Annotated in this window: 14 protein-coding genes and 1 tRNA gene; 6 read left to right on the top strand and 9 right to left on the bottom strand. The window is 33.3% G+C overall.

Going from position 1 to position 12,457, the window contains the following annotated elements; translation table 11 throughout:
- Window positions 1-16: 16 nt before the first annotated feature.
- Window positions 17-1,072 carry an RsmB/NOP family class I SAM-dependent RNA methyltransferase gene (locus HS5_RS09595; protein WP_236751188.1) on the bottom strand — a complete coding sequence of 352 codons (1,056 nt, stop codon included), beginning with the start codon at window positions 1,070-1,072 and terminating at the stop codon, window positions 17-19.
- Window positions 1,073-1,076: 4 nt separating this feature from the next.
- Entirely contained in the window at window positions 1,077-1,706 is a 630-nt protein-coding gene (locus tag HS5_RS09590) for a hypothetical protein (RefSeq protein ID WP_236751187.1), read from the bottom strand.
- Between the two features lie 53 nt (window positions 1,707-1,759).
- Between HS5_RS09590 and HS5_RS09585 the strand changes: the two genes are divergently transcribed.
- From HS5_RS09585 to HS5_RS09565, 5 genes are all read left to right on the top strand, one after another.
- The gene (locus HS5_RS09585; RefSeq protein WP_236751186.1) at window positions 1,760-2,632 is read left to right on the top strand and encodes a hypothetical protein; all 873 of its coding nucleotides are present in this window, start codon (window positions 1,760-1,762) and stop codon (window positions 2,630-2,632) included.
- 185 nt (window positions 2,633-2,817) lie between these two features.
- A tRNA-Ser gene (locus HS5_RS09580) sits at window positions 2,818-2,902 on the top strand.
- 616 nt (window positions 2,903-3,518) lie between these two features.
- On the top strand, window positions 3,519-5,282 hold the full coding sequence (locus HS5_RS09575; RefSeq protein WP_236751185.1) for a cbb3-type cytochrome c oxidase subunit I: 1,764 nt from the start codon (window positions 3,519-3,521) through the stop codon (window positions 5,280-5,282).
- Window positions 5,283-5,325: 43 nt separating this feature from the next.
- Complete coding sequence (locus HS5_RS09570) at window positions 5,326-6,360, top strand: oxidase (protein ID WP_236751184.1); 1,035 nt, start codon at window positions 5,326-5,328, stop codon at window positions 6,358-6,360.
- Between the two features lie 2 nt (window positions 6,361-6,362).
- Window positions 6,363-6,560, top strand: coding sequence for a hypothetical protein (locus HS5_RS09565; RefSeq protein ID WP_236751183.1), 198 nt, complete (start codon window positions 6,363-6,365; stop codon window positions 6,558-6,560).
- A 6-nt stretch (window positions 6,561-6,566) separates the two neighbouring features.
- Here the strand turns inward: HS5_RS09565 and HS5_RS09560 are convergent, their stop codons facing one another.
- Window positions 6,567-7,313, bottom strand: a complete 747-nt coding sequence (locus HS5_RS09560) for a TatD family hydrolase (RefSeq protein ID WP_236751182.1) — start codon at window positions 7,311-7,313, stop codon at window positions 6,567-6,569.
- A 35-nt stretch (window positions 7,314-7,348) separates the two neighbouring features.
- Complete coding sequence (locus tag HS5_RS09555; protein ID WP_236751181.1) at window positions 7,349-7,516, bottom strand: AbrB/MazE/SpoVT family DNA-binding domain-containing protein; 168 nt, start codon at window positions 7,514-7,516, stop codon at window positions 7,349-7,351.
- A gap of 248 nt (window positions 7,517-7,764) precedes the next feature.
- On the opposite strand from HS5_RS09555, the gene lrs14 reads away from it, so the two are divergent.
- Entirely contained in the window at window positions 7,765-8,148 is a 384-nt protein-coding gene (gene lrs14, locus HS5_RS09550; RefSeq protein WP_236751180.1) for an HTH-type transcriptional regulator Lrs14, read from the top strand.
- On the opposite strand, the gene HS5_RS09545 is transcribed toward lrs14, so the two are convergent.
- The 5 genes from HS5_RS09545 to HS5_RS09525 form a co-directional block, all read right to left on the bottom strand.
- Window positions 8,145-9,371, bottom strand: a complete 1,227-nt coding sequence (locus tag HS5_RS09545; protein ID WP_236751179.1) for an amidohydrolase — start codon at window positions 9,369-9,371, stop codon at window positions 8,145-8,147. The two genes, lrs14 and HS5_RS09545, sit on opposite strands and share 4 nt — an antisense overlap.
- Window positions 9,341-10,009 carry a diphthine--ammonia ligase gene (locus tag HS5_RS09540; RefSeq protein ID WP_236751178.1) on the bottom strand — a complete coding sequence of 223 codons (669 nt, stop codon included), beginning with the start codon at window positions 10,007-10,009 and terminating at the stop codon, window positions 9,341-9,343. The genes HS5_RS09545 and HS5_RS09540 overlap by 31 nt, the downstream gene beginning before the upstream one ends.
- The gene (locus HS5_RS09535) at window positions 10,006-10,464 is read right to left on the bottom strand and encodes a hypothetical protein (RefSeq protein WP_236751177.1); all 459 of its coding nucleotides are present in this window, start codon (window positions 10,462-10,464) and stop codon (window positions 10,006-10,008) included. The genes HS5_RS09540 and HS5_RS09535 overlap by 4 nt, the downstream gene beginning before the upstream one ends.
- Before the next feature lie 268 nt (window positions 10,465-10,732).
- Window positions 10,733-11,320, bottom strand: coding sequence for a molybdenum cofactor guanylyltransferase (locus HS5_RS09530; protein ID WP_236751176.1), 588 nt, complete (start codon window positions 11,318-11,320; stop codon window positions 10,733-10,735).
- The gene (locus HS5_RS09525) at window positions 11,280-12,434 is read right to left on the bottom strand and encodes a molybdopterin molybdotransferase MoeA (protein ID WP_236751175.1); all 1,155 of its coding nucleotides are present in this window, start codon (window positions 12,432-12,434) and stop codon (window positions 11,280-11,282) included. Before HS5_RS09525 ends, HS5_RS09530 begins: the two co-directional genes overlap by 41 nt.
- Between the last annotated feature and the right edge of the window lie 23 nt (window positions 12,435-12,457).

Raw genomic sequence — 12,457 nt, 5'->3', positions numbered from 1 at the left:
TTTAAACCATAGACTATTACAAAAGTATTTTAGTTATAAAAAATCCTTCAGTAGAGTTAATATGAGGAAATAATCTTACTCCGTTAACGCTCTTATAGGGTCTTTCTCCGGAAATTTTAGGTCTTTCAGTTCTTAAATTTAAAACGTGATCTTCTCCCTCTTCTGGGAATATAGAACAAACAGAGTAAATCAAGTAGGTGGCGTTAATTTTTAGGACTTCACTAATCATATTCTCCTGTAATTTAGAGTAGTAAATAACTTTCTCCTTAGTTAGATTAACCATTATAGCGGGTTCATTAGATACCATTCCTGATGATGAACAAGGAGCATCTAGTAATACTTTATCTGCTCTCAATAGAGAATTCATCGTAGAATCTTGATGAATAACGTGAACTTTATCCATATTAATCCCAAGTCTTCTAAGAAGGCTAACCTCTCTTCCAAGCCTATCAATATTAACGTCAGTAACATAAAGATTAATATTATTTTCACCTAGCTGCATAATTTGTGACGCTTTACTTCCTGGAGCAGAAGATAAATCTATAATTTTATCTCCCTTTTCTACTTCTAAAGCCTCAACAGTTAAAACACTGGCTTTGTCTTGTATTAAGACCTTGAACTCCTTGTATTCTTCACTACTCTTTAATTTCTTCTCATCTTTTACCTTTATCAGATAGTAAACATCCTTGTCCTGCTCAAATTCTACACCTTGATTTTCAAGGGATTTTAAAACTTTGTCAACGTCAGTTTTTAGAGTATTTATTCTAACCCACGTAGTTTTATACCTTAAAGAGCCTTCAAAAGATCTGACATTAAGGTAGTTAGAAAGCTCCTCTCTAGCCCATGAAGGTAAAAGAATTTCGTATTTACCCTGTAAAAATTGTTTAACCTTTTTTGACCTCTTACCTTTTAGAGAGTTGTAAGAAAGTAAAAGCAACCTTGAAATTTCATACAGCTCATCGTAATTTATTCCTTTAACCTTCTTAATTCCCTTCGTCTTTTTAAATGCTACAGGCAAAGGATATCCTTTCTCTTCTACGAAATATAAAAGGGTGGTTAAAAAATCTTTCAAACTCTCACAAAATCACGTAGTTGTTTACATTGCATAGACTCTTTTTCCTGCAGAGTTCAAAGAAGCAGTCAATCGCCTTTCTTCCTTTAAGCCCCAATTCCTTAGAGGGCGTCGCTATAACTCCCTTGGATTCCTGCAAGCTTGCAGATTCTCTAATTGTTATCTTTACCTTACTTATTACATCGCCAGGAAGATTACTGCCTATAACGTTTAAAACTATAGGTAGATCTCCACAAGTTTCTTTCCATTTATCGCTTAATGATACTTTAAAGTCCTTTATAGTAAATTTGCTTCCTTTGCAGTTTTCCCTACCGTTTGGAATTCCTCTATAATTCATTAGAAGTTTTAATAGGTAAAACTCAGTAGAATTACTATTTATACAAACCTCACTTTTTAACTCGTCTAACCCTAAAGAATTTACCACGTAAGCGCCATTAGATAATATTTTTGTTTCAATATAATTTAGATCTGGAAGTGGAATATAATATAAATCAAATTTATCGTATTTAAACTTAATTTCTTCTTCCTTTATTTTTATTGCTTCTATTTCTATTCCCTTATCTATCTCCTTATCTAGAATTGGCAATATTGGTAATAATTCCTCTTCTTTTGAATAAGCTAGACTTAACTTCAATCCATAAGAGAAAGATTACACAAAAATTATTAATCTTTCTACTTACAACTCATGTGATATTCATACTGGGTTCTGGATATGCAGGATTAAACGCTTATTATAATATGAAAAATAAAGGGAACGTTAAAATAATCTCGCAAGAAGGTAAATTCATTTTCTATACATCATATATAAAAAATTTGATAAAAGAAACAAGGTATTATACTGAATTGAACTTTATTTCAAAAGAAACCGTAAAAGATGTTGATATCTCAAATTTAGAAATAAAAACGGACAGAACTACGTATAAGGCTGATAAATTAATTATCGCTCTAGGCTGTAGGAGACCTCATTTAGACGACATAATGAATAAGCTAAGAAGAGAAGATGGGTTCTGCATATCTGCAGAAGATGAGTACGACGATTATTTAGTCTTACAAATCGCTTTATATCTAAACGTTGCAGGAAAAAATGTAAAATATCACGGAAACTTCTTATCTTACCTAGGCGACAAGGTGGCGAACACTGTAAGCGAAGTTACTCAAAAATACATTAAGACTTGTGAGGAACCTAACCTCATCATTGAGAAATGTATTCCTCCAAACTTTACTGATTTCCTTAATGTTAATGAAAACCTAGAAGTTAGGGAAAACGTTTATGCAATAGGCGACATTATCAAAGGCTGGCCTAAGTTAGGAGAATTGGCAATGAGAGAAGGAATTTATGTAGGCAAGAAACTCTCCGGGAAAATAGAGGGAAGCTTTAGGCCAGTCTATATTCATATAATAGATACTGGTAAGGAAGGAATTCATATAAGGTCAAAAATTCCTTGGGGAATAAATTATCAAGAAGTTAAAGTATCTAAAATCAGATCCCTGATGAAGAGATTTATAGAGAGGTACTACATTTTAAGGAAGGGAAATATGGGTTTTCTTTACTATTTATAGATGCCCAGGGGCTGGGGGGTATCAGGGGAAAGATCCGCCTTCATATTTTAGTCCCTGAGCATCTCTAGATTATCTATATAAACGAGGTTAAAATTATTAGCTCTATATACAAAGCAAATACTTCGATACTTCACATTCAGCAAACTGTCTAAAGATTTTTAAGTCATTAATCAAATAAATATAATGCCGGGGTCGCCTAGCTCGGTTAGGGCGGCGGCCTGCTAAGCCGTTGGGGGAAACCCCACGCGGGTTCAAATCCCGCTCCCGGCGCTACAAATTTTCCAATTTATGTTATCGTTATATTTTCGTTTGGGAGATATTGGTTAGGCTTCAAATATAGAGGTTGTAAAAAGGATCTAATTTTACCTCGTTATTGTAAACAATATCGATAAGTTTAATGAAGATCTGAAAGACATACTCCTGAAATTGTGAAGAAGTTTCATTCTAGTATTGTATATATCATTTATGATAAAATGATTTTTTATAAATTAAGTAAAAATTTACTGATAGCCTATTTGCTTAGACTAGTAGAGGTTGAAGTTATATTAAAACGTTTTTGATGTTAGAAGTTAGGTGATGTAATATTGTTGCGTTATATTTAAGGTAAATAATTATATAAAGTCAGAAGGCTTTTCTCGTTGTAGGAGATTATTTCGTAATTATTGATGAAAGTTAAGAACTTGATAAAGATTATATAGATTAATTCTTAATTTTCATATCTTCTATTTTTTAACAAATAATCCTTAAATTAAATATTTAACATTTCTAACCTAGTGATTTTTCATTTCCTTAATTATAGATAGTTTAACTGTGTTAAAGTAACTTTATAAAAAAATATCAATGTAAAACATAAGAACTAAAAATATACATTCATTATAGATCCGATATGAGTCTAAAGGATCTTGTAATTTCCTTATTCCAACTTGACAAGGACTGGACTACTAGAATCGTAATGGGCATGTTAGTGCTCGGCCTCATATGGGGCTTACTAGGTGTCATAGACTCGTTAATGGTTAGAATTCAAGAGACCGCATGGGGAACTTACGGAGTATTAGCAATGACTTCTCAGGAATATTACGGTGGAATAACATTGCATGCAGAGAGAGACTTATTCGGTTTTGCAGAACAAGTTGAGTTTGCACTCTTCATCTACTTTACTATAAAATTATTGAATATCCAACCTAGAGCAAAATGGTTACTCAACGCTGCATTTATTGCGATAAATATATCAATGATGTTCATGGAAGGACCTATTGTGGTATATCCATCATTTAATGATAACTACTTCTCTGCTACTGATTGGTATTATTTATCCCCAATGGGTATTCCATCTTATTCCCAATACGTAGTTTCTCCATTATTCTTCATAGGCTGGTTATTGCTTGATTCCTTCACTTACATGGCTTCCGTGTGGATTATTTATCATTACTATATTGCATCAAAGTCACTAAAGGAGAAATTGCCTGTAGCATTAGTATTCTTCCTAATGAATACCTTACTTTACGCTATAGGCTACTCTGGAGTAACTGCTGCTGATATTTGGGATGTTTTAGCATATGCAGGAATTGTAGGATTAAACCCAATAGCTAACCAAATAGCGTTCTGGATATTTGGTCATGCAATAGTTTACATGGCATGGTTGCCCGCAGTCGCAGCAATGTATTTATTGATACCTACACTGGCTAACAAACCATTATTCAGTGATAGAATGGGAAGAGTTTCAGCTCTTCTATACTTAATATTCTCTAATAACGTTCCAATACACCACTTATACATGGTTAATCTACCGGTTGCTATAAAGATACTTCAAGAAGTCCTAACATATGCAGTAGTTGTACCATCAATGATGACATTCCTTAACTTATGGGCTACTGCAAAAGGTGCTCAAGTTAATTTTAACGTAATTACGGCATTTATATCTACAGCATTTGCAGGAGCAATTGCAGCAGGAGTAACTGGAATTGCCAATGCAACAATATCATTCGACTCAATAATACATAACAGCATGTGGGTAGTTGGTCACTTCCACGCAATGATATTACTCTCAATAGTTCCTGCTGCAATGGCAGTATTGTACTTCATGATACCGATGATGACAGGAAGGCAATGGTATTCCAGTAAAATGGCATGGGTTCACTATATTGGTTATACTATAGGAGCTTCAATCCTTATAATCGGTTTTGAAATGATAGGTTTCTACGGTGTAGTAAGGAGAGCTGAAATATATCCAAGAGTTCCAGGTTTAGTGCTAGCTGAAAACTTAGCCACTGTAGGAGCATTACTTGCCGAGATCTCTACGTTGGTGTGGTTCGTAAACTTAGTTGCAACTCTAGTTAAAGGAAGGACTGCAAAGCTTGAAGGATTATCATTAGGTCAGCTCATTAACACGGTTGCCATGAGTTTAGATTGGACTTCTGCTGGGTTTAAACTTAATAACTTCAATAAAATAGGAAAAACTATGAATAACAAAGCTTTAGGGATAGATTGGATTCTAGGGATAATCGGTGCTCTAGTCATAATATTAAGTACTATACCTCTAGCATTGGGCGGAGATATGTATAATGCAATGCCCTGGGCATGGATATTCCTTCTAACGCTCGGTATAATATTAATTTCTTACCCAGTACTAAAGGGTGCGAAGAGTTTATAATTCTTTTTTTAATAAATATGATTCTATCTAAAAGGTGATTTAAATGGACAAAAAGGAAAGATGGGAATTAACTTGGACAATATTTGTAATAGTTTTATTTGCAATTGTAATAGTTGGGACATTGCCTGAAGATTTTGTAGTTGGAGGAGTTCCATCGGTAGAAAGGTGCTTAGTAGGAGTACCTACGTCTAAAGTTATTAATGTGCACATAATCTCCTATCAATATCTCTTTAAAGTAAATGAAAGCGGAGGAGGGATAATATCAGATGAACCAGGAAGTACTTATTACTATAACATAATGGTAGGTCACCCTGGTGAGTACTTGAATATTACAATGCATTCAGCAGATGTAACATCAAACTTCTATTTCGCTGATTATTCAGATAGAGTAGTAACGGACCAAATAGTGCCTGGTCTAATAGCATATGACGTGCTACCTGTACCAAATATAACCGGTGCATATGCATTCTTAGGCGGTGAATATAACGGACCATGGTTCAGTTATCAGACAGGATTATTACTAAGCTTACCGTACAGCGGTTACTTCACTTCAGGAAACATATCATTATATGAAAAGCAAACTTCAGTCGCTCAGAGCGTAGCGTTAAAGGGAGATCCTTACAATCCACCAATAATAGGACCTTCAACTACATTCTATTTATCTGGAAACCAGTACGGAATATTTAATGATACTGTTCCAGGTCCTACGTTAATAACTTATGCTCATAAGACTGTTACAGTTAACATGTACATGCCTACTCCAGATGACGATAGGAATTATTTGTACAATTATTCAGTTAGCGGTAAGCCATATCCAGTAACTTCAGTAGATGTAGGAATATATGCAGTATGGTGGAACGGTACGATTACTTTAGTTAAGGAAGTTCCAATATCATACGGTACTACAATGTCCTTTACATTTAATGCGACTGCACCAGCATACTTATACGGAATAATAACTCCAGTGTACTATAACTATAATCCTTGCGGATTGAGCAGTAGCATAGGTCCACTAATAGGAGTACAGAAAGGGTATATTATGGGCGCATGGGGAGTAATGCTTGTGGAGTGTGATTAAAAATGGTTAGCTTCTTCAAAGTTTTAGGAATTGGGTACATATTTGCAATAGCACTGTTAGTATGGGAGTTAGTAGATGCTACTCTTCACGCAGCCGCGGCACCTTATACTATGGTATTCACGATAATGGCTTTCATAGGCTTTGTATCATTCTTCCTATTCGTCTACTTTGCGCCACAAGATGAAGAAAAGAAAAGTTAATACTTTTTATTTCTCTTTCTTAATTTTTGGAAATATCTTGTAAAAATTCTCTTCAATCTTTTTTTCTATTTCTTCCTTATCTACTCCTTTAATTATAGATAATTCGTCTATTGTAATGCGTACATTGCACGGCTCATTTATTTTACCTTTCTCTGGTGCTAAAAAAGGTGAATCTGTTTCAGTAAATAATCTATCTAAAGGAACTTCTTTAGCAACTTCTCTCCTTAATTTATCCCTGACTATAATCGGTGGAAAAGATATGTAACCGCCTAAATCCAGGATTCTTTTTGCAATTTTTATACTTCCTTCAAATGCATGAATTATAAAGGTCAATCTGTATGATGGTATTAACTGAAGAAATTCGGTCATTCCACCCCTTATGTGCAAGATTACTGGCTTGTTACTCTTCTCTGCAATTTCTAGGAAAGTTGATAGTACTTCGATCTCTTTTTTCCTTAATTTCTCATCTTTTATCCAGTAGTAATCTAATCCTATCTCGCTTATTGCTATTGCTTCATCCGTTAAAGGAAGTATATTATTTAACTCTTCGTTAGCTTTTTCTACATACTCCGGGTGAAATCCTATTGCAGGATATATTATGTTCTTATATTTTCTGGCAAGTTCTAATGTTTGTAAATTGGTATCTAAATTTACTCCAGCATTTATAATTTTTATCTCGCACTTAGATAATATTTCATCTATTCTACTTTTTAGCTCCTGAGACTCTAAATGAGCATGAATATCAACTAGCATTAAAAAATAAAAAATGAGAATTTATTTAAAAATTTTTACTTCCATGGTTCCTTGAGTAGAGTTATCTTTACCGCATTTTCTTTTTCATCAAAAATTACTTTAACCAAATCTCCTTCCTTTATTTGAAACTTTTGCCTTATTTTAGCTGGGATCGTAACCTGATAGTTTCTACTTACTTTTACGATTTCTTCAACGTCTGCCATTTATAGATCACTATGTTACCTATTTATTCTTCTAATATATAAATCTTTTTATATACAGTAAAAAATAGCTTTGAAAGTATTAAGGACATAGTGAACACTTTGGGAACGATTTACATAAATATAATAATTAACTTTTATGAGTTCTTTTGTATAACGTCTTACTTCTCTATAAAAGTTGAAATGCTATCCTTAAAATACATGGAAAAAATATATATATGAGAAGTTTAGAATCTTTATTTGTGGTTAAAATGGAGCAAAGTCAGATAAGTGGGTCAAGAATAAAGTTACCATCTGGAAAAGATGCAGGGTTAGTAGATATATTGTCATTTTGTTATGGCCTTTCGGAAACTGACGTTCAAGTATTGATGGCATTGATGAAGGGAGATGCTAGAGGAACTGAAGAGCTTGAGAGTGACTTAAAGCTTTCTAAGGCTTCAATCAATAGGAGTCTTAATAAGCTCTTAGAAATGGCATTAGTAATGAGGATTAAGGAACCTGGAAACAAGGCAGGAAGACCAAGATACCTTTATAAAGCAAAAGATTATAACGAGTTGAAGTCTAAGATTCTACAAGACATTAAAGAATGCTCAGATAAGATGGCATCATTAGTTGAGGCAGAATTTAAACCTTAAATCATTTCATTTAGTTTTTTTGACACTTCATAAATTCTTTTCCTCAATGTTTCTTTGTCTATTATTTTCCCGTTGATTATTATCTTGCTTATATTTTCTTTAGTTGAAAAATATATGATATTTGACAGTATTCTATCCTTCTTTAATGGATAAAGATCATTCTTATTGAATAATACTAAATCTGCAACGTAACCTTCTTTTATTAATCCTCCTTTTATTCTAAGTAATTTGTATCCGTTTTCTGTAGCTGCCCTAAATACGTGTAATGCCTTAATTCTAGTGTCCCAATATGAGTGGCGTTGTAATAATACAGCATTCTTCATTTCTCTTATTATATCCAAAGAATTATTACTTGCAGGACCATCTGTACCTATTGTAACGTTTATTCCGGAATTTAACATTTCATAAAACGGAAAAGCTCCTGCTGTAGCTAGTTTCATATTAGAAGTAGGACAATGAGTTACGGCAATAGAATTTTTTAGCATCTCTATTTCCCAACTAGCTACCCATCCTAAATGAACTGCTTGAAATTTCGCTATTCCCAATGACTGCAAGTATTCTACTGGAAATTTTCCTTTCCTTAGTTTAGTCTCGTAAATTTCTTTTCTAGTCTCAGATAAGTGAATATTTATCCATGTATTTTCTTCTTCCGCTAAGTCTTTTGCTAGAAGTAATGTTTTCTCGCTTGTAGCATAAACGCTATGAACGTTAACTATTGGTTTAAATAATTTCGTTTCTTGTAGTCTTCCTTGCATTTTAGCTACTTCTTCTGGATCAAAGATTTCATCGAGAAAAGTATATCCCGCTGCGGCTCTAATGCCGTATTGTTGAGATAATTCAACTATGTCTTCAGGATTAAAATACATGTCAACAAATGCAGTAGTTCCAGATGATAGCATTTCCAATACTGCGAGCTCACTGCTCACCTTTAATAATTTCCTGCTTGCTGTTCTTTCCTTTTCCCACATTTTGTCTAGCCATTCTTGTAACTCATTATCGTCATAATATCCTCTTAAGAAGATCATTGCGGAATGGGTATGAGAATTTACAAAGCCAGGTGTTACTACATATTCTGAACAGTCTATCTCATCTCCTTCAGTTTCGTTTCCTACATTCTTTATTTTGCCATTTTCTATCACTATATTTACATTTTCTAAGATTTTCTCTGAGTCTAATATGAATGAACAGTTTTTCAAAGTATACGCTTTATTAAAAACCTCCAATTATCCTCTCCTAATCTTTTTATTTCTCCAAACACTTTTAATCCTTTTTTAAATAACGGTGCATTAGTAACGTAAGTTTCTGCTTCTCCTCCTTCAAATGCTGGATTAAAGCCGTATTCCCTTGCTCTTCTTATTATTAAATCTACGTCGTCTCTTCTTATAGTTTTTCCTAAAATCTCGTGAGGAAAGCCATAAGCAGAAGTTGAGGTAATTATGAACTCAAAGCCTTCATCAATCAGTTCGTACATATACTTCTCTTGGTCTTTTCTCCAGAGAGGTGAATATGTTTTTAATGAAAGCTTTTCCGCTATGATATTTGCGTTAAGCCTTTGATAATCGGAGAGTAATGCTCCTGTTACTATACCTTGTGCTCCTAATTCCTCGCATCTCTTAAAGGAGATATACAAATCCTGTAATTCCTTATCTTTTTCGCCAGACGTGGGTATTTGAATGAGCTTCATTCCCATAACTTCAGCTTGATATTTCGTAAATTCAACATTAGGGTATTGGAACATCCAAGAGTCTTCTCTTCTTGGCAGGAGTGTTATTAAAGATGTGATTTCAAATCCTTTAAATACAGCCCAATGGAGAGCATAAGTGCTGTCTTTTCCTCCTGAGTATAAAACGCAGACTTTCATAATTTGTAACAATAAATAGTGTGTTCTGTCAAGCCCAATAAACCCATTGCTTTTATTTTCTTAGTTTTCTCTAATTTTAATTCATTAAATTCAAAATCATGACTCACTATTCGTAGGCCTTTTTTACCATTTCTTATGATAATATCTTCTAAGAATTTATTGCTTTTAGAAGATAGATATACAGTAATTACTGTAGTTCTTGGAATTAAAATTTCTGAAATAGATATTAGGTCACTACATATTATTTCAACATCGTCAGAATTAGATTCTTTACATAATATTTTATTTAGCTCTATGCCGATTGCCAATTTAACGTGGTATTGCGTCTTTGCAATTTTGAGTATTCTTCCATCTCCACTACCAAGGTCTATAAGTATATCATTTTTTCTAACTTCAGCACAATTTAACATTTCTTTAATAACTTCTTCAGGAGTGGGAATGAATGGGGCAAGCATTTAAAACCAACTAAAGAAAAAATATATTAACTTTTTGGAATAGAAGACTAGACGTGGTAGTCATTTTTTCTTCTCTCCGCCAGATGACTCACCGCTAGATTTCTTCTTTTTTGCCATTTAAGGTCTGAATATAATTTTGCTTATAATCGTATAAAAGGATTATCTTTAGTATTCTTGTTAAAAAATTTAAGGCAAGATTGTAAACTATTATAAAATTCCGCTAAGGATTTAAACAAAGCTTAGTAATACAACGTATAGAATGAAAAATTTATCTTAATAAAATCTTAGATTTTGTGAAAATTCTTATTTTTATGTGAAAATCAGTTAATCTGTTGATATTTCTAAGAGAATCAAGACTTAAATCTATCATTTTTATTTCTTCAGTTCCTATTAGATAAATACTATTCGCAAGGTTTATCAGTTCTTGAAACGATGTTATAGTTGATATGCTATTGCGTAAAAAACTAGTTGAATAACAGCCTAAAAGTGGTTGTGGATATTCCAAAACTGGCATTACTACTTCAAAATTCTTACTGCATATGTATTCAATGACTTTTCTTTTAAGGAAAGGAAAATCGCAACCAGTTACGAATACCTTATCTTTATTTACTTCTTCTAATGCAATTTGTAAAGCTTTAATAGGTCCATTACCGTCATCAAATACTTCTGTTCCAGAATTTCTTGGAGTTCTGGAAACTATTATAGGTCTTTCAAAATTCTCTGCAACTCTTTGTAACATTGTTTTACCATCTATCTCGAAAGAACATTTGTCTGTTCCAAATCTTTTTGATTGTCCTCCAGCTAAAATTATCGCATCAAAGGAATCTTTGTAAAAGAATTTTTTCTCCTCTTTCATACTTTCTTCCTCTCTTTAGAACACCGAACCAAGACGCTTTATACAGCTCACTATAAAGTCCTACACCCCACCTTAATGGGTAAGCCTTTCCTCCTCTGTTCTCGAATAAAAATGTAGTATCCATATTATGCTTTATTTCAATTTCTTCTCCAAGCTCTATTTCTTCAAAATTTCTTATTTCTCTTCCTATCATCTTTGAAATTACATGTAAGCCATGCTCATGAAAGACTGTTATTGCCGAAATCACTTGCCCTGGTAGAATTAAAATAGGTTTTCCTTTTATTAAACCGAGGCTTCCTCTCTTTAATACGTTAACTGAAACACCTTCAAAGAGCAATTTTCCTCCTTCTTTTCCAATAACTTTCTTAACGTAATCTTTTTCACCGACAGAAGACCCCCCTATTGATATTATGAAATCAAACGATGATGCTTTTTCAATAAATTTTTCTACATCTGCAGGATTATCTTTAGCTACACCTAAATACTTTACGTTGCCGAAATAGGATAGTAGAGGAATTAAAATAGGAGTTATTGAATCCACTTTTCCGTTGTTAGAAGGAAAAGGAGAAATTTCATCTCCATTAGCGAAAACTGCAAAGTTTATGTCAAGTACATTTAACTTGTATATTTTTTCATAGGCAAGAATTCCTAAATGGTAAGGGGTAATTTTTTCTCCTTTTGTAAGAATTTTTTCTCCTTTTTTAATATCTTCTCCTCTAGGCCTTATATCCTTTCCCTTATGCATTTTTTCTCCTATTATAACATAATCGCCTTCTCTTCTTGTTGCTTCTATTCTGCAAACTGCGTCAGCACCTTCTGGTATAGGTGCTCCTGTAGTAACGTAAAAAGCTTCTCCTTCATTAATTTTTGGAATTTCTTTGCTTGATGGAAAAAGTGAGCCTACAACTTTCAGTTTTTTTCCTGTGTCTTCACTCCTTACTGCATAACCGTCCATTGCAGATAAATCCTTCTCTGGAATATCCTGTAAAGAGATTATGTCATCCATAGAAATTTTGTTCACAGATTCTAGAAGATCAACTTCTCTTATTGGTGGTTTTGGAAATTTTGTTTCTTCAACTAATTTTCTTGCTTCATCTAAAGGGATAAGCATCAATATTTAATGTGAATATAAGTTTA

The organism is Acidianus sp. HS-5 (assembly GCF_021655615.1).
Taxonomy (GTDB): domain Archaea; phylum Thermoproteota; class Thermoprotei_A; order Sulfolobales; family Sulfolobaceae; genus Acidianus.
This window is presented reverse-complemented; position numbering and strand designations above follow the sequence as displayed.

What these genes read in the sequence shown, in the direction of transcription:
- HS5_RS09575 (WP_236751185.1), top strand. Translation starts at nt 3,519, where the DNA reads ATGAGTCTAAAGGATCTTGTAATTTCCTTATTCCAACTTGACAAGGAC.
- HS5_RS09570 (WP_236751184.1), top strand. Translation starts at nt 5,326, where the DNA reads ATGGACAAAAAGGAAAGATGGGAATTAACTTGGACAATATTTGTAATA.
- HS5_RS09565 (WP_236751183.1), top strand. Translation starts at nt 6,363, where the DNA reads ATGGTTAGCTTCTTCAAAGTTTTAGGAATTGGGTACATATTTGCAATA.
- HS5_RS09560 (WP_236751182.1), bottom strand. Translation starts at nt 7,313, where the DNA reads ATGCTAGTTGATATTCATGCTCATTTAGAGTCTCAGGAGCTAAAAAGT.
- HS5_RS09555 (WP_236751181.1), bottom strand. Translation starts at nt 7,516, where the DNA reads ATGGCAGACGTTGAAGAAATCGTAAAAGTAAGTAGAAACTATCAGGTT.
- lrs14 (WP_236751180.1), top strand. Translation starts at nt 7,765, where the DNA reads ATGGAGCAAAGTCAGATAAGTGGGTCAAGAATAAAGTTACCATCTGGA.
- HS5_RS09540 (WP_236751178.1), bottom strand. Translation starts at nt 10,009, where the DNA reads ATGAAAGTCTGCGTTTTATACTCAGGAGGAAAAGACAGCACTTATGCT.
- HS5_RS09535 (WP_236751177.1), bottom strand. Translation starts at nt 10,464, where the DNA reads ATGCTTGCCCCATTCATTCCCACTCCTGAAGAAGTTATTAAAGAAATG.
- HS5_RS09530 (WP_236751176.1), bottom strand. Translation starts at nt 11,320, where the DNA reads ATGAAAGAGGAGAAAAAATTCTTTTACAAAGATTCCTTTGATGCGATA.